Raw genomic sequence first — 16896 nt, 5'->3', positions numbered from 1 at the left:
AGGTCACATGGAAACTGAACTACCCCATCCTGACGAAGTTTCGCTGAACGGACTGGTTGATATATGGGCTACAGCGCAAGCTGCTATGCAAGAGGGCAAGACCCGTATGCTCAGCCCGAATGCTCACAAGATCCCTCCAACCTGGAGTCTTGGTGATCTTGCGCAGGTGTATGGAGAGGACTACGACAAACTCCGAAAGCGTCTCGCCTACAAGGCTTCACGAGGAGGAAGTGACCTACCCGTTGGGTGGTTCAAGTCTCCTGATGGGGAATTGACCCCAAACGATGGCTCAACGAAGGGTCGCGTCGTATACAAGCTTGCCGAAGTTGCACTGATCGTCAAAGCATTGTTCCCAGACTGGGTCCGCCCGGATGGAGTTGACGGCGTTGTGGTGACTATCTGCAACTACAAGGGCGGTGTCACCAAATCAACATCCACTCTCGCATTTGCGCAAGTGCTCTCGCTCCGTGGGCTGAAGGTTCTGGTCATCGACCTCGACTCTCAAGCAACCACGACCAAATGGCTAGTCACAAAGCATGTGCGCGAGGAAGACTCGTGCATCAAGATTTTCGCGGAGCAAGCTGGCTCCCTTAAAGACTACATCATGCCCACGTACTGGCCAGGTATCGATGTAATACCCGCGCACGATCTGATTCAGACGGCAGAGTCTCATTATCACAACTTGCTTACGAATGTTGGACCTGAGTCTGTTCAATATTTCCCCAAGGAAGTACGCAAGCTGTGCTCCGAATACGATGTCATTCTGATTGATACTCCTCCGTCACTGAACAATCTGACTCTCAGTGCTCTCTTCAGTTCTGACGGATTGGTGATGCCAATCGTTCCCTCTAACCCCGATATCGAAAGTGCGTCGAACTTCTGGCGACTCTACATTGACACCTGCAAGGCACTTGGAGTTTCGGGTGATGCAGTGCTATTCCAGTTTGTGCGAATCCTGATTTCCAAAGCCGATATGGCCTTGTCCTCCACGCAGAACATGATCAATTGGATACAAGAGTCATACCCTGGGAAGGTGATGAAAACGCACATAACAAAGACAGCAGCCGTTGCACGAGCGGCTGATTCTTTTGGAACAGTCTTTGATGAAGCGAAGGACTTGACGAGAAGCGCCAAGGTCGCCCGCGATCAGATGCGTAGTCTCTACATCTCTGGAGCTGCTGAGCTTGCTCAACTAATTTACACCTGCTGGGACAAGGCCAAAGCCAAACAGCCTACACCCGCAACATCCGTCTAACCACCAATCAGGAGAATCAACATGGCCCTTCCAGGCATTGCAGAAGCAGCAACCCATCATCCCGGTCGCAACGTCAGCCCCACAGCGCTGCTCGATGCTGACCGTGTTGCCGAGGTGGCCCAGAGTCTGAAGAAGGAGGAAACTTTAGGTCTACATCCGACTGCACAAGCTATCGCAACGTCCAAGGCACAGAACCCTCCACCACAAAAGATTGATCCCAAAAAGGTACGGTGGTCAGCTTGGGGGAACCGGCTTCCCGAAAGATTCCAAGGCCCGGCCTTCGCTGAATTCGTTGAAGACATCCGCAGTACAGATGGGAACAAGCAACCAGGAGTAGTTCGTCGCCTCGCCAAGCCGGATGACAAAGGGTATGAATACGAAATTGCCTCAGGCCATCGCCGTCATAGGGCATGCTTAGAAGCCAACAAGTATTTTTTCGCTTTCGTACGAGAACTCGACGACCTTGCCCTACAAGATGAGCTGGAAACTGAGAACCGTAACCGTGCAGACACGGCACCAATGGAGCGAGCCATCCAGTACAAGCGTCAGATGAGCAGCTATCGCAGCCAAGAGCACATGGCTGCTGCAATGAAGATCCCGACCTCCACCATGAGCAGGTACTTGATCTTGGCGGAGTTGCCTGAAGAAGTTCAAAATCTGATTGAGGATCGTCTGCAGATCTCGCTGGAGGGCGGCTGCGACCTGATCAAGTTCATGAAATCCCACCCGGATACCTACAAACTCAATCTCGAAAAGCTTCAGGCGATGAACAAGAAGCTTCCTGCGAAGGAAGTTTTCAAGTTGCTTCGAGAAAACAATGAGGCGAAGAAGACGAAGATTACCGACAAGTCCGTGACTCTTGAAGCAACAAGTGGCGCTACCTTTGGAACAATGACCGTCAACCGAGCCAAGCAGTTGAAGTTGTCGGTCGATGACATTACACATGAGGAGTTCGACAAGATCCTGGAGTTCGTAAAGAAGACCTGCAAACGAAAGTAATTCTCAATTGAAATACTAATAAGCCGATGGAATTAACATCGGCTTTTTTATTCAATTTTCTAATAAAAGGTTCTAACTCAGCAGCTCCTTGCAAGGTCAAACATCAGTAAACGCGCCAAAACGCCCCAGAATCGATTTTTTGAGTACATAGCCACCACTGCATCGGCAGCGGTAAGAAATCCCGGTACAACCCCATCTGGAGGCTCGGGTATTGATCAATTTTTAAGCACTTGCATGTCTTCGTGCAGATCTTTGACTGTCCCAATCAAATTTGGACATTAAAAAACCCGGCTGCATTTAATGCTTGCCGGGTTTTTGCTTTGTATCAACGAGCTTTGCGCTCCTGTCTCAATTCAAGCTTAAGACGTATCTCCAACTCGAACATGTGATTGGTCAGGATCACGTCGCCATCCGAATGAGGGGAGCCATCAATGCTAATGACTCCTCCTGTCGAAACTCCCACCTTAAAGGATTCTTCTTGCAGCTTCAGCGTGGTGTACTTCCACTCGACTGCATTGCTTTGCTTCCATGGAGTGAGTTCTGCGCCCAGAATTTCTGAGACACGCTCGACACAGCAGATTCCTTCAAGTTGGTTGTTTGCACGTTTGCCAGGGTCACCGTCGAGGCGATAATTTTCAAGCCAGGCTGGACCGTACTCGTTTCGGATTTGACGCAAGAGCGCTCCGTGTTTTTCTTTTGCATCCGCACCTGACCACCACATCGAATTCAGACGCAATTTCCAATTGCGTCCATACCGATGTGCGAAGACACGAATAGCTGCCAGATGTATGGCCGAAATTTGCATAACTCTTCTCCAGAAGGAAGAGGGCATGCACCCAGAGGGTGCATGACCCTATGGGTTTAAGGAACCGCAAGAAATTTACTTGCGAATTAGTTTTGTGACTTGCCGAAAGCGTTGCAGGTGACTACATAGCCATCAACATCCACACTACCAGGCCAGGATTTCTGGCATGAACTGAGCTGGCCAGGTCGATAAGCACAATGATTGCACGTAGAGCACAGGTCATCATCACTGATAGATCTGTTGGGTGCGAGCGATCTCACTTCGTAGCCGTTGACTTCGGTACTCATAGGCGTAACCTTTGGGGGATGCGAACACTGGCTACCTTGGTCGAAAGTACCCAGTAGACTGAAATTAAGCGTTACGCCTGTGGCTTACAGGAAGTGGAAGCCTTGTGAAGATTCGGCGAATCAACTTTCGAACGATGTTTTGCCGAGGCAAAGCACTTGTTCATCGGTTGCTGAGGAGGCTTTTGAGGATGCTTGGGCCCAGAAACAGCGCTGAGAACGCTGAATAGATAGAGGGCAGGTAGTGTCTTGAGCATGCAGGAATTTCCATGAGGAATGTGGGATGCACGCTCACCGTAGGAAGCGTTATCCCACGGGATTGAAAAAAGGTGAACTTAAGTCCACACATTGCTTGGAAGCAAAGTATTGAATTTATAGCACGTTCACCATGCATTGAGAAGATCCTGCGCGCGAAACTTTCTCCGTCAAGGCACGAACCTCACAAGTCCTGAGCGGGAGGCTAAGGCGTTGGCTTCGTTAAGCAGTAGGTGAACGATCCCCATCTCTGTCTAGTGCTTCATATCACGGGAGGGTTCCGCTGCCCCCCCAAAAACCCTCAAAATTTTTACCAAATAGGGCTCGGGTAGGCCCTGCTGACCCACTGAAGGTTCATTTCACCCGCTCAAAGCATCAATTTTTTGCCGTTTACCCGGTTTGGCCCTCACTTGTTCACACACACCCGATGACACCCCTTGAGCCCCCCCCTTTTTTTGCCGGAAACAGAGCAAAGTTAGTTTGCCATAGGGTAGAAGCAACTTATGAGTAGCTTTTTCACTAGGAAATCCATGAAGTAGGGGAGGGGGAAACCAATGGAGGGGGGATGAGTGCTAAGCAAGAGACCAATAGGAGGGAGTTAAGCAGAACTTTTCGCACACGCCCCTTCGCTATACCAATCCAGGGGAGGGTGATGGTCAATTTTTTCTGCGAGACCACGCACCAACATGCAGACGTACCAATAGGAGGGGGGGGGCAGGATGAAATTTCCGCACGCTATTGATGTACCAATAGGAGGGATGTAAGACCCAAAAATTGCGCGATACGCCCTAAAACACACACCAACGTAAGGGTGGTGATAAACCAATAGGGGGGGGCAAAGCGTACCAAATAGAGGGGTCCAACTGAAGGTTTTTTAACGATCTTCTGGGGATATCAAAGGACTGATACGACAAAAAATCGCACAGTGCAGGGGTGGAATCTCATGTGCTACTGCACAAAACCTAAGGTAAAAGCAGCACATATCAAGGTGTGAAACAGCACATATCAAGGGTTCTAGCAAACCAAGGCGTGGGTGAAGTAGTACCAAACAGAGGGCGTCATCGTACCATCAAAGGGGAGATATACCGTTGTAAGTCGTTGAAAACAAAGAGGAAATTACCCCCTTTATTGTATTTATGTATCAATGTTTTAATGTTTTAACAACACGCACGTGGCTCTGAAAAAGGTCGTGGTTCTTTCAGGTAAAAATTTCAATTTTTTCGGGGAGGAAGAACAACCAAGCGTCAGCATTTTTTTTTTCCGAATGACCCCGTTCGGACCTATGCGTCCTCAACTGTTCTTCATGCCCTTCAACTCATACCAATGGCCGGGTGAAATGGAGTTTTTTTTATCAGGTACCAACAGGAGGGAGAATTGGTACCAAATGAAGGGTGCTATAGAGCCAATTTCGCACGTTTTCAGGGGAGGCTTCGCTTCACCGCCCAGACCATTCGTCATAAGCTATGCCCAAAAAAAGAACTCATCTAGTGGGTGCAATCCAACACCTTTGTACTCCTGAACCTATCGGTATGAAGGGTGTTAAACAGCAAAATCATTGGTTAGAAAGAACCAAACGAGGGGTGTTGACGTACCAATAAGAGGGTTCTACGAAACCAAACGAAGGGGGTTTTCTTCGCGTAAGTTATTGATTTATAAGATTATTTTTGAGAACCTTTCATACCTTTTTTCTAAGCCATTTCCTTCATAGCTCGACTTGCTCAACCGAAGTGGGGACTTGCCAAGTTATCGAAAATTTCCTAGATTAGATGGGTACAAGCGAATGGCTGTTTGATACAATTTTTTCCGAGACCCGGTGCTATTCGGGAAATTTCAATGGGTTCATCGCTCCACCACCATCGAGGTTGATAATGGCTAATCTTGAAGACGGGAATCTTCAGCTGTCCCAGTCGGAGGACGGTCAGATCGACTTAGATGGATTTCCAGCAGGTGGAAAAGCAAAGAGGTATCGCCGGATCAAGGTTCGGGTTGCAACACCAAATGCTGTAACGATCCGGAAGAACTACCCGCTGATCAATTCGCTCAGTGCGTCACTCCAGACCAACAGCCAGCAGAAGCTATTGAACATCATCATCAAGTGTGTTCAAACGCAGACGCCTAATAAGCAAGGATTCTGGTCAATACCTTTTTCTGATCTGAAGGTTGCGCTCAACATGAGCACGAACAACCGTACGCACATTGCTCAAGTTGCGAATTCGATGCAAAAAATTCGCATGCATTTCGATATTGAGCAGGAAGATTTGAACAACCCAAAACTTGCTTGGATCGTTTGCGTACCGACTATCCTGTATGAGCAGGGGCAAATCCTATTCAAGATCAACTCTGACATAGAGCATCTATTCTCGAAGGATCATCGTTATGCGCTCATGGAAGAGCGGGAGATGGCTTCTCTGAGGTTACAGTGTTCTGTGCCCTTGTATGAGCTTGCCTGTCAGTACGCAGGTATACAGCACAGCTCTTTGATGCCATGGGAATTGCTTCGCGGTCTTATTATGGCCCGTGAGATTCCTAAGAAGGCTGAGACCTGGAGCGGGTTCTCTGAGCGCTATCTTATCCCTTCGATTAACGAGGTATCACAGCAAACCAAATACAACATCGAGCTGGATGTCATTAAGCGTGGGAAATTCATTGACAAAGTTCGGTTAATCATAAAACCAAAGGGCAGCCGTCAAGAAGTTCTATCGGGTTTGAGTGAGTCACAGGCCCATGCACAGATGAGAGGTTTCTTGGAAAAGTGGCCCTTAACTAATCCAGACATTCTCAACTTGTTTGGTAAGCACAAAATTGAGGACATACAGGCTGCTTATGCACATACTTTGTACCGAGCCAAGTTCGAAAAATATCAGCTGAAATACCCGCATCGGTACTTCATCCGGTCACTGGAGAACGGCTATTACCGAGAGTACCCTGATTGCGCCAAAGTCATGGGCATTGTCTTTGTCACGCCCAGTCCTGCTGTGGCCAAGACGCAAGCAAATGAGACAAATGTAGAGGATACAGTTACTAACGCACAGATTGAAGAATTCGTGATGGCTCGACGCAAGCAATCCGCTATTGCGGATCTTGAGGCAATGACAACTGAAGCAAAGCATGCATGCTTCAAAGAGTACAACGCTACGCTCACAAATGACAAGCTTGCGCTCAATATTGGCCGTCGAAATGGGCACGGAAACATGGTCTTATTCCACACTTGGTACATCAAGCAGTATTACGGTGAAATTACTCCTGATGAACGAGAAATGGCGAAGCAAGAAATTTTGGCAAACCAACGCAATTTGACATTGGGCGCTGCATGACTGTCTATCGAGACCGCCTTACTCGCGATTATGGCGATGATGTAGGCAGTATTGTGGGTTGCGGACTTGATCGCTTGGGACGAGACATAAGTACAGACGAAATCAAGAAAGCAGTAGACCATTACATCCAAAATCGCACCGAAATTGATGCTCTACCCATTGGAGCTCGACGCGGTTTGATTGCGGAATTGTTTTCAACACATTAAATGGGGCACCTCGATTGGGGTAGGGCGCTCGCCTATGCCCTTAGTCGTGGCTGCTTGAAGCTGGTGGGCCTAGCCTCATGAATGCGTTCTGGGTCTTTGAAATTATTCACTGTGACCCCGCTTAGCCATTACCAGTGCGCTACTGATAGAACTGCAAACCAAATCAACTACTGGTTTCATGCTGCGCATGTACTGAATTGCACCGATGAGGTCCGCCAGCACGTATCCATCGCCTGTTTCGTTGACTTGGCCATAAGATGAGGGAAGGATTTCATCCCAACCTTCAAACTTCGGGAAAGGGACAAGATGATGTTTGCCTCCACGCGCTTGTACCCTGAGCCAGACAGAGCCGTCTGGCATCTTGAGTAGCAAAAGAGAACGTGCTGGATCAACCCATGCCCAAGGGGATGGTGAGTTGATGATTGTGCCATTCTTGATTCTTGGATTTGGAGCTGTATACCGTGCTTGCCATGGCGGAATCTTTGGGATATCGATGGCTGAACGCTGCTCAAATTCATTCCTCAGCCTCTCAATAAGCGCTGCAGTGTTTTCAATCAGCATCAGTCTTTCTTCTGGACTAAGGAGTCTTCCTCCACTGCCACCTTCGGTATAAGCAGGTTCACCCAGGTTGTAGCTGTTGCTGTCCTTGGTGATGCACGTTGAGCCTATAAGCAATATTTCCTCCCCGGCCCTAACAACGTGGATACTTCGGTAAATTGGGTGGCCACAACCTGGATACTGGCACCTAACTTTTTTGGACTCTTCCACTGAGACAATTGCCAGCAATTTGCGCTGAAACATACGAGTACCTTTCTCAAAACACATGAAAACACCACCCCCTCTACCATCAGAAGAGTCGATGAGCACATTTCTGGGCAGAAGTGAGATCCAGACCATCTACTTAGCGCTGACATTAGTCGAGAAATCCTTTGACGGCGACACAGCGGCTGGTGTGCATGCAATGTTGCATGATGAAAAACAGCTCAAACAGAAATTTCAAAAGTACCTTGCAACTAACTTAAAGCGTCTGTTGTTGAGGGAAGGGATACGGATGTTGCCGAGCTTCTTGATCCTCGGCTATTTCACATTCGAGATGATCAGGGGCAGAGTGGAAGACCTGTTCATCCCGGCATTCATCCTGCTCATTGGTACTTCCTATTTCTGCATAACTTCATTCACAAATTTGCGTATGCATCTTGCAATGAGAAGACACTGCATTGGCTTCTATGAAAGTCTTGAGCGCTCGCCGCTGGGTATGAACTACGCTGCCTACAGAACGTTTCTGAGCAAGAATCCTGAGCTCCAAGCATACGCTGCTTCTCTAGGCCAGAATGGCGGCCTTTTACTTAGAGACATGGTTGCTATCAAATTTCGTGAGCTTCAGATTTTGGGGGCTGTGTAGCCAAGCATATGGTGCGGCAGGTCAAGCACTTTTCATTCAAACGATGGGTCGCTGTTAGTGATCTTGAGCGGGCCAGACGTTGGATGCAAAAGTTCAGCCAGGCATTGGGAGCGTTGAACCTTCCTGAAGTATCGATGGCACTAGGAGAGAGGCGCTCAATGCAACAGTGGATGCGCAAGGATGGTTCAATCGTTCTAGCTCCGCATGGTGTGCAACTTTCGTCCGCTCGCAAAACTGTCTACGTGATTCCTCAAGTGGAAGTTGAAGTGAGGGCCATGCTTCCAGTTTCAAACGATGGATTTGGGATCTCTTCGAACGTGCTTGCAGCGATCTACAAGCGCTTTGAGGACTTCATTGAACCGGTTGTCTATGCCACTCCGCTAGAGGTTACATTCATCGACTTCTTTGCTCAACTCACATACGCATTAAAGGCAATCGAAGCACCTGGTCATGCGGGATTCATCACCGCAGAGCACGCTTCGTTTGCTATCAGAAGATTGGGAGTTGTTGTCCCACAGCCTGCAGAAATGAAGAGGGCAGAGGAGCTTGTAGCGATGGTCTACGACCGCATCACACAATTAGGCAGAGGGCATCCTGCACCAAAGGACAGCTATCGAAATGAGAACCTGTCTTCCGACTATCAGCGTTTTTTTTGAAGGTGGTCTGATCTCGGTCGAGATGGGGAAGCCCGATGTGCAAATGGCGGTGAGGATCTATGCATGGGTTTCTGGATTTCGGGTGTCCCCCCTCTGGTAGGGGCTCAGTGTTTAGAGGCCACAAGACTCCACATACCCAAGAAAAAAGGCTGCCGGTTGGCAGCCTTTTTTGCATTTGAGTCTATGTGTGCTATGCCTGGGGCTCGTTCTTCAACTTGTGAAGAATGAAACCGGTCAAAGCAACACCCACGACAGCTATAGCAGTGAGCCAGTTCAAGAACTCGCTGAAGCTGATCGATGTAGTACCTTCCATTGTGAACCTCACTTCTCCTGGTCGACCTTGCGTTCTTCAAGACGAGCTCGAATTTTGGCAAGGTTCTTTCCAAGAATATACAGTAGCAAGAAGGTGCCTGCAAATTGGACCTTTTCGGTCCAGGGCATAGCACGCATTTCGAGGCTTACTCCCGTTGTTGCGACCATGAAGGCCGTGAATGCAAGGTTGTCGCTCATGAACACAAGGAAGTCCAAGATCCATGCGCGAAAATGCACTACGACTCGCCAAAGCAACTTTGTCAGGCCATAGAGGCCGAAGAGTAGGGGGGTCAGCACGATGGCTAGCAACACTAGCCGAAGAAAGATTTCCATATTGTCTCCTGGTTGATAGGCAATGCCTCCGTTTGCGCCAGGAGCTCCCAACTGGGGAGTTCCCAGCTGGGTTGGAAAAGAGCCTTACTTCCGTAGCGGCTCAGGGTGAAATCACTCGAAGTAGGCCGGGTGAGGGCGCTTCCAGTGGGGTACGGAACACGACGGAATTGCTCGCAATTCAGCATAAAGGCCCTGCTGTTGCAGATCCAGAATCGCTGCTCTGTCGAGTATGGCTGTCGTTTCACGCAATGAAGTTTGGCGAAGTGCTTCGTCTGCGACTTCGATCTCATAACTAGCCATAGCAGTCTCCTTTAGTGAAGATGGCAGGGTAGCCCCATGGGGCAGGGCCCTTCCGGGGAAGAAAAGTCTAGCTATGAGCTTGACTCATAAGGCTAGAACCCGACTCACACCAGCCCAGTTGCCAGCGCTCGATCAAGATGCGTTCGCCTCTGAACATGATGGGGTGCTCAACGTGGCAGAAGCTGTCGAAATCACCAAAGCCAATAGCTCGGGCTTCCTCGATGGCCTCTGTGAGTAGGACTTGATATTGAGGGGAATGCTTGCCATAGATGGCCGCTTGCACGTTTGCCTGTGCGAGCTTTACGCGTGCAGACAAACCTCGCAATTCTGAGGTGTTCATGATTCTCCATATATGGAAAAGGATGAACACCATCCACCGGATGAAGTTCATCCAGCGGGTGAAGTAAAGTTTGTTTAGCCGTGATAAGGGCAAGGGTCTCCAGCAGCAGTTTGGCAACTCGAACAGTGCCGAATTTCATCTAACTCTGCGGCTGAACTCCACCCCATTCTCCAAGCCTCGATCAGGCCAGGCTCTCCAATGAAGAGACCTGGTACATCTTCGATAACACGAGTCCGGTACTCTTGATAGCCAAGAGCTTGAGCCTCCAAGAAAGCCTCAAACTCAAGATGATGGCCGTTAAACTCGTCGGGGTCTTGACTATGGATCACAGATTGCACTTTTGCTTTTGCAAGCAAAGTTCGAATCTCGATTCCACGTATGTTGATTTCGGTCATATCCATCTCTAAGGAAAGACGGAGACCGAGCCAAGAGGGCAGATAGGTGCCCGTCTGGGTTATTGAAAAGTTTGCTGGCACGAAACCAGATATCAGCCGAGGCTTGATGTATAGATCCTAACGAAATGGGAGCAAAAAAACAAGCCTGAGGGGGAGGAGGGGGAGCTGGTAGCCAATGAACAAGGACCTAGGAGATTGCCTTGCTACGGCATGAAAATGAGCGAAATGAACCGCGCGAACCTCTTAAGACCTGTTCTGAGGTGCGTGGCAGGGGCTCTCCAAGCAAAAATTTGCAGCTATATCTAGCCGATATATCAAAATATCTAGAGAATAATTGCTTGAAATTGGTACTTATCGCATTAAAATTGCGTTCGCACTGCAAATCTCAGAATTTTTATGTGCATGATTTGCTGGGTCCAGGGGCGGGATCTGTGAACGTTCTTTAAACGAAAGTCAATCCTGTAGACGCCTCTTTGGGGATTTGTACGGCTTCCGGCCTTAAGCGTTTCTGGCTAATTTTTGACTGTTTTTCCGTCCATTTATGCCTGCGCCAATTTTTGCAACGGACTTGGAGACAGTACAAATGCGCGCTTACTACTCTCCATCGCCTGTACCGCACGAGCACTCTTGTCCATGTGAAAACTAAGTTTCTGAATTTGGCGGTCAGACCGACAGTGCGTGTACAAGCACCCGAGGGACAAGGAGGTCCCGGCCCATCCAACCAGTATGGGCAAGCACACATCGCGTTAGGGCGCGGGATGCCAGAAGCGGCAAAGAATTCCCCTTCCAACCCAAAATTGGAATAAAGAAAACTTAACAACCGGAGGGTGCTGTTAGAGACTAAGAATGCGAGCTGATACTTTTTTCAGCACTCCAGCCGGTCACTTGAAAAGGTGGCTGGCTTTTTTTTATGTCATAAGACCTCCTTGTCTGTCTGCGAAAGAAGTATTTGGCGGATGTAATCTGGCGTTCAAGTCAAAGAAGGTGCAGTCTTATGGCCAAGCGCCACAGCGATCTTGAAGCTCTGACCTCTTGACGCCTTGTTCCGTCCCGTTACGACTGCATAGACCAATCTCTCGGAAAAGCCGTAGGCCTGTGCCCAGTGCCTGATGGAGATGCCATGCGCCACTCTGCAAGGCTTTGCAGATTGCCCCTTCGGCATATCGACGCCATGCGGCGCAGCTGCGAGAGCCCTATAGGCGCTGCGCCCGCGCTCATCGCTACGAGATGCTGATTTCGCAGACCTGATGCACGGTCGAGCGCTTGATGCGCAAGCTGGGACTTCGTGGCGTGATGCGCGGTAAGGTGCGTACGCACCACGGTCGGCGATACCAAGACTCGATGTTCGTGGGCAGGGTCAACAGGCAGTGCCGTGCCGAGCGACCCAACCAGCTGTGGGCCAGCGACTTCACGTATGTCTCGACCTGGCGGGGCTGGTTGTACGTGGCCTACGTCATCGACGTCTTTGCCAGTCGCATAGTGGGCTGGTGTCGGTACCAACTCAGTTTTGTACTCGGTCTCACGAAAAATCAATGACTTAGCTCATGATTTCTCACGGAGTTTTGTACCCGTGTCTCAGTGAGTTTTGTACTTTCCAGTTTCCGTCTCACTGAGTTTTGTACTTTTGGTGCGATCCGACTGGCGAAGCAATCGAACTCTGCTCGTGATCTGAACACCTGCTAGCCAAGACCCGCGCGGCATCCATAGATGCGATGCCTTCACCAGGCCGTTACAGCGACAGGGCGCGACCAGGCCAAACCGCGACTGAGAACAACACTGAGTGAGAAAAGTACAAGACTCAGTGAGAACCGACAAAAGTACAAGACTCAGTGAGAACCGACATCAGTGAGAACCGACACACATTGAAGCTAAGTCCTTGTCTCGATTGATTTTTTGGCTTTCTATTATTGAACTCATGTATTAATTTGCTAGATACTCAATTGCACTTATGAATCTAGCATAAATGTGGAAAAAATACGGCATTGCCGTTTCTGAACAAATTTAGAGCGCCCTGAGGCCTTTGGTGGCTGCCCTTGATCGGGTGTTCAGCGAGCTAAATCCTTGTCCTTATTGAGTTTCGAAGCAATTCCTTGAATGCTCGATGAGCCTAAATCTGGCATCCCTTGCTGTTTCGAAGACCCTAGTGAGTGCTATCGTCCGTGCAAATAGGTAACGATAAACGGCCCGCCCAGAACCTATCCCAGACGATCTTCCTCAACACCATGGTTCTACTGCGAACGTTCAAAGTCAACAAACGTCTAGTTCACCCTAACGAACCTGACTGCAATGGCTCTTTGCAAAAAAATGCAGGGGGTGAAAAGCGTGCGGAAGCACATTTGCGATGAATAATTGTGCATGCATTCGTCTTGCGCAGTTTTCATGCATTGATATCGCTTGGTGGAAAAAATTATTGCTCATTGTCTGGCTGATCCAGAGGTGGGATGCGCTTTCGCAAAGTTACTTGCTACAAAAGCGATGCCCGCCCCAGTCCGGAGACTGTAGGGCGGGCATCTTTTGAGCTGCTTACGCGGCTGTTAGGAGCAATTGCTCCTGTGACTGATAAGACAGTGCGGTGCCTGCGTGGATACCAAGATCCACTTGTACTTTGCAGACGGAATCAGAAAGTGCAGAGATGGCATGTTCATACTCTTCCCTGCGATCTTCGCTCGCTTGGAGGAGCCCATAAACTAGGCAATGCTCGCCTTCACGGCTTCGCTTTGAGAACTCTGTCTGGTACCGTTCTTTGAAGGTCTCTGCCTGGCTGTACTGCGTCCTGAAGTCGGCGTTGGCCTCCTCCATGTCAGTTGGCAACCATCTTCTAACCTTGCCTACAAACAAGTTGATCTTCTCAATGACATCATCATTCTTGGGAAAGAAATGGATCGTGCCACCTTTGTAGAGCCGAAAGTCAAAATACTTTGTAGCGTATCGAGCCCCTGGCTCAATCTTCTGAGTTTTGAAGGCATGGACCAGGCCATTGAATGGCCCTGGCTCATTGGTTAGGTAAGCAGAAATCTTGTCAAGGTCGGCTAGGAACGACAGGCTAGTTACACCCCGTTCGCCAATGTCAAAGGTCCTGAATCTTGGAATGATGAATCGGCTTCGCTTCAAACGTACACCAAGACTTTTATGCCTTTCGTTGGACTTCCAGGACTTATAAAACATCACATTGTCATTGGAAAGACCGCATATGTTGTCGAACATATCGCAGATCATCACCTTGTAGATCTCTCCCAAGTTCTCCATAAGACCAAGGAGGAAACCTTTGATGTTGGCGACGGTGAATTCGAGTTCATAGATGGTCTCCGCTTGCGATTCAACCTTCTTTTGAGCTTGTTGGGAGAGCTTGTCAGTCAGAGCAGTTGACCTGATTGTTGATTTCCACGCAGAACTGACCCGCCATTTCCATCTCAAACTGACCCACCCTTTGGCTTGAGCCGGCAGGCTCAAGATGTGGATAAGGTTTTGTTTCTCTCCTTCTTCATGGGCGGTTGTTGGACTGCACTGCTGTGCTTGAAGCGGTAGCTGTCGTTGCCTGTTTCCAGAATATGGCAGTGGTGGGTCAAGCGGTCCAGCAGGGCCGTGGTCATCTTGGCGTCGCCAAACACGCTGGCCCATTCGCTAAAGCTCAGGTTGGTGGTGATCACCACGCTGGTGCGTTCGTAAAGCGTCGAGAGCAGATGGAACAGTAGCGCACCACCAGATGAGCTGAAGGGCAGATAGCCCAGCTCATCGAGTATCACCAGATCCGTATGCACCAGCCTGTGGGCGAGCTGTCCGGCTTTGCCCTGTGCCTTCTCTTGCTCCAATGCATTAACCAACTCCACGGTCGAGAAGAATCGCACCCTTAGGCGGTGGTGCTCAATGGCCTGAATACCCAGGGCCGTAGCGATGTGCGTCTTGCCAGTACCGGGGCCTCCGACAAGCACCACATTGTTAGCCTTCTCGATAAATTCACAGCGGTGAAGGCTGCGCACCAAGGCTTCATTAACCTCGCTGTGGGCAAAGTCAAAGCCCGCCAGATCTCTATAGACTGGAAACTTGGCTGCCTTGAGCTGATAGGCAATAGAGCGCACTTCTCGCTCTGCGCTCTCGGCCTTGAGCAGTTGCGACAGTATGGGGTGTGCCGCTTCAAAGGCAGGAGAGCCTTGCTCGGCAAGTTCTGTCACGGCCTGGGCCATGCCAAACATCTTGAGTTGGCGCAGCATGATGATGATCGCAGCAATGGCGGGGTCATGACGCATGGTGCACCTGTCGGAGTTGGTCATAGCGCACGACGTTGGCCTGGGGCTCAACGATCAAAGCCAGGGCTTGTGGCGAGTGGATGGGCTCAGGCTGGGGCGCACCGTCAATCAGGCGGTGCAAGACATTGATGATGTGGGTCTTGCAGGGTGCGCCATCCTCCAGAGCCAACTCGACAGCGGCTAGGACGGCTTGCTCATCGTGCTGCAACACCAAGGCAAGCACCTCCACCATCTCACGGTCGCCGCCAGGCTGCTTGAGCAACAGGGCTTGCAGACGTTTGAACGCGTCTGGCAACTCGGCAAACGGCGCACCGTTGCGCAATGCGCCAGGCTTGCGCTGCAATACGGCCAAGTAATGGCGCCAGTCATAGACCGTACGCCCAGAGCCTTGGTGATTGCGCTCAATGATGCGCGGGTGTTCACAGACGAACTGGCCTTCGGCCACGACGACCAGGCGGTCGGCATAAACCTGCAAGCTCACAGGCCGGTTGGCATAAGAGGCTGGCACGCTGTAGCGATTGCGTTCAAAGTGAACTAGGCAGGTGGGCGAGACCCGTTTGGCATGCTCGACAAAGCCGTCAAACGGACGAGGCATGGGCATCAAGGCTGGGCGCTCCTGCACCCAAACATCCGCGACAGAGCCAGGCAATTGGCCATTCGCAATCTCTTGCCATAACTGCTGACACCGTTGCTCTAGCCAATCGTTGAGGGCTCTGAGTGTCGGAAACGCTGGTGCAGATTGCCAGATACGATGGCGAGCGTCCCGAACATTCTTCTCGACCTGTCCCTTCTCCCATCCCGAGGCCGGATTGCAAAACTGTGCCTCGAACAGGAAATGGCTGGCCATGGCACTGAAACGGGCGTTGACCTCTCTGAGCTTGCCACGGCCGACACGATCGACGGCTGTGCGCATGTTGTCGTAGATCCCACGCCTAGGGACGCCTCCAAACACCGCAAAGGCACGGTTGTGGGCATCGAACAGCATCTCATGGGTTTGCAGGGGATAGGCCCGCAGATAGAAGGCTCGGCTGTGGCTGAGCTTGAAGTGCGCCACTTGCAGCTTGGTGCGCACACCTGCAATGACAGCCCAGTCCTCACTCCAATCAAACTGGAAGGCTTCTCCAGCGCCGAAGACCAGGGGCACAAAAACGCCTCTGCCCGTTGTCTGCTCAGCCGCATGGCACTGAGCCTTCCAAACCCTTGCAAAGGCAGCAACTCGGCTGTAGGAGCCGGTATAGCCCAACGCTTGCAAGTCCAGAAACATCTGCTTGATCGTGCGTCGCTGCTTGCGAGAGCGGTTAGCTTCTGTGCGCAACCAGCCAGACAGCTTGCTGGCAAATGGATCGAGCTTGGTAGAGAGCGTGCGCTGTGCAACGCGAGGCTGCACAACATCGGAGCGCAAATACTTGCGGATGGTATTGCGAGAAAGCCCAGTTCTGCGGGCGATCTCCCGGATGGACAGGTGCTCACGAAGAGCCCAGCGCCTGATGACACTCAAAGTAGCCACGTCAATCACTCCTGCTCTCCTGCTGCACATAAAAGCAGCAGGCTAGGGTTAATGCGTGGGTCAGATTGAGATGGAAAAACCGGGGGCTAGTGGGTCACTTCTGGGTGGAAATCAACACTTTATGGCAGCGAAGCGAATTTGTGGATGGAAGCCTGCAGAAGCAGGTAAGCGGCCTTCAAGCCACAAGCGCGGGCATCCACGATTGGAGCCGAGCTTGCGGATAGACACTGCGTGTACATGAGACATGGGAGACTCCATTCAGGAAGGAGTCGGGCCATGCCCCATCGGG

15 protein-coding genes and 1 pseudogene are annotated in these 16896 nt (G+C 50.4%); 6 read left to right on the top strand and 10 right to left on the bottom strand.

Features of this window, described 5'->3' with window-relative positions:
- The first annotated feature begins 7 nt into the window (after positions 1 to 7).
- Together V8Z74_RS14865 and V8Z74_RS14860 are read left to right on the top strand one after the other, a co-directional pair.
- Positions 8 to 1255: a ParA family protein gene (locus V8Z74_RS14865; protein ID WP_349709861.1), complete on the top strand. Its 1248-nt coding sequence runs from the start codon at positions 8 to 10 to the stop codon at positions 1253 to 1255.
- A gap of 21 nt (positions 1256 to 1276) precedes the next feature.
- Positions 1277 to 2254, top strand: coding sequence for a ParB/RepB/Spo0J family partition protein (locus V8Z74_RS14860; RefSeq protein ID WP_349709860.1), 978 nt, complete (start codon positions 1277 to 1279; stop codon positions 2252 to 2254).
- A gap of 325 nt (positions 2255 to 2579) precedes the next feature.
- On the opposite strand, the gene V8Z74_RS14855 is transcribed toward V8Z74_RS14860, so the two are convergent.
- Positions 2580 to 3059: a hypothetical protein gene (locus tag V8Z74_RS14855; protein ID WP_349709859.1), complete on the bottom strand. Its 480-nt coding sequence runs from the start codon at positions 3057 to 3059 to the stop codon at positions 2580 to 2582.
- A gap of 2407 nt (positions 3060 to 5466) precedes the next feature.
- Between V8Z74_RS14855 and V8Z74_RS14850 the strand changes: the two genes are divergently transcribed.
- Positions 5467 to 6912 carry a replication initiation protein gene (locus tag V8Z74_RS14850; protein ID WP_349709858.1) on the top strand — a complete coding sequence of 482 codons (1446 nt, stop codon included), beginning with the start codon at positions 5467 to 5469 and terminating at the stop codon, positions 6910 to 6912.
- Between the two features lie 308 nt (positions 6913 to 7220).
- On the opposite strand, the gene V8Z74_RS14845 is transcribed toward V8Z74_RS14850, so the two are convergent.
- Positions 7221 to 7919 (bottom strand): hypothetical protein, encoded by a 699-nt coding sequence (locus tag V8Z74_RS14845; protein WP_349709857.1) that lies wholly within the window; start codon positions 7917 to 7919, stop codon positions 7221 to 7223.
- A gap of 58 nt (positions 7920 to 7977) precedes the next feature.
- On the opposite strand from V8Z74_RS14845, the gene V8Z74_RS14840 reads away from it, so the two are divergent.
- Positions 7978 to 8520, top strand: coding sequence for a hypothetical protein (locus tag V8Z74_RS14840; RefSeq protein WP_349709855.1), 543 nt, complete (start codon positions 7978 to 7980; stop codon positions 8518 to 8520).
- 83 nt (positions 8521 to 8603) lie between these two features.
- Positions 8604 to 9176 carry a hypothetical protein gene (locus V8Z74_RS14835; RefSeq protein WP_349709853.1) on the top strand — a complete coding sequence of 191 codons (573 nt, stop codon included), beginning with the start codon at positions 8604 to 8606 and terminating at the stop codon, positions 9174 to 9176.
- Between the two features lie 321 nt (positions 9177 to 9497).
- On the opposite strand, the gene V8Z74_RS14830 is transcribed toward V8Z74_RS14835, so the two are convergent.
- The 5 genes from V8Z74_RS14830 to V8Z74_RS14810 all read right to left on the bottom strand — a co-directional run bounded on the left by V8Z74_RS14830 (position 9498) and on the right by V8Z74_RS14810 (position 12018).
- Positions 9498 to 9821: a hypothetical protein gene (locus V8Z74_RS14830; protein WP_349709852.1), complete on the bottom strand. Its 324-nt coding sequence runs from the start codon at positions 9819 to 9821 to the stop codon at positions 9498 to 9500.
- A 111-nt stretch (positions 9822 to 9932) separates the two neighbouring features.
- Positions 9933 to 10121, bottom strand: a complete 189-nt coding sequence (locus tag V8Z74_RS14825) for a hypothetical protein (RefSeq protein ID WP_349709851.1) — start codon at positions 10119 to 10121, stop codon at positions 9933 to 9935.
- A gap of 67 nt (positions 10122 to 10188) precedes the next feature.
- Positions 10189 to 10461 carry a hypothetical protein gene (locus V8Z74_RS14820; RefSeq protein WP_349709850.1) on the bottom strand — a complete coding sequence of 91 codons (273 nt, stop codon included), beginning with the start codon at positions 10459 to 10461 and terminating at the stop codon, positions 10189 to 10191.
- Positions 10462 to 10535: 74 nt separating this feature from the next.
- Positions 10536 to 10856, bottom strand: coding sequence for a hypothetical protein (locus V8Z74_RS14815; protein ID WP_349709849.1), 321 nt, complete (start codon positions 10854 to 10856; stop codon positions 10536 to 10538).
- A 970-nt stretch (positions 10857 to 11826) separates the two neighbouring features.
- The gene (locus V8Z74_RS14810) at positions 11827 to 12018 is read right to left on the bottom strand and encodes a helix-turn-helix domain-containing protein (protein WP_349709847.1); all 192 of its coding nucleotides are present in this window, start codon (positions 12016 to 12018) and stop codon (positions 11827 to 11829) included.
- On the opposite strand from V8Z74_RS14810, the pseudogene V8Z74_RS14805 reads away from it, so the two are divergent.
- A pseudogene (locus V8Z74_RS14805) lies at positions 11982 to 12344 on the top strand (DDE-type integrase/transposase/recombinase); the annotation flags it as partial. The gene V8Z74_RS14810 and the pseudogene V8Z74_RS14805 overlap by 37 nt on opposite strands.
- Before the next feature lie 1035 nt (positions 12345 to 13379).
- On the opposite strand, the gene V8Z74_RS14800 reads toward V8Z74_RS14805, so the two are convergent.
- Genes V8Z74_RS14800 through istA form a run of 3 tightly spaced genes read right to left on the bottom strand, consistent with a single transcriptional unit; the run spans position 13380 to position 16616 of the window.
- Complete coding sequence (locus V8Z74_RS14800) at positions 13380 to 14306, bottom strand: DUF4942 domain-containing protein (RefSeq protein ID WP_349709845.1); 927 nt, start codon at positions 14304 to 14306, stop codon at positions 13380 to 13382.
- Complete coding sequence (gene istB, locus V8Z74_RS14795; RefSeq protein ID WP_349709843.1) at positions 14303 to 15100, bottom strand: IS21-like element helper ATPase IstB; 798 nt, start codon at positions 15098 to 15100, stop codon at positions 14303 to 14305. Before istB ends, V8Z74_RS14800 begins: the two co-directional genes overlap by 4 nt.
- Entirely contained in the window at positions 15090 to 16616 is a 1527-nt protein-coding gene (gene istA, locus V8Z74_RS14790) for an IS21 family transposase (RefSeq protein WP_349709841.1), read from the bottom strand. The genes istB and istA overlap by 11 nt, the downstream gene beginning before the upstream one ends.
- Positions 16617 to 16896: the final 280 nt, after the last annotated feature.

The sequence above is a fragment of the Comamonas sp. w2-DMI genome (assembly GCF_040187735.1).
Classification (GTDB): Bacteria; Pseudomonadota; Gammaproteobacteria; order Burkholderiales; family Burkholderiaceae_C; genus Comamonas; species Comamonas terrae.
Note: the sequence above shows the minus strand (reverse complement) of the source record. Positions and strands in the feature narration are given on the sequence as shown.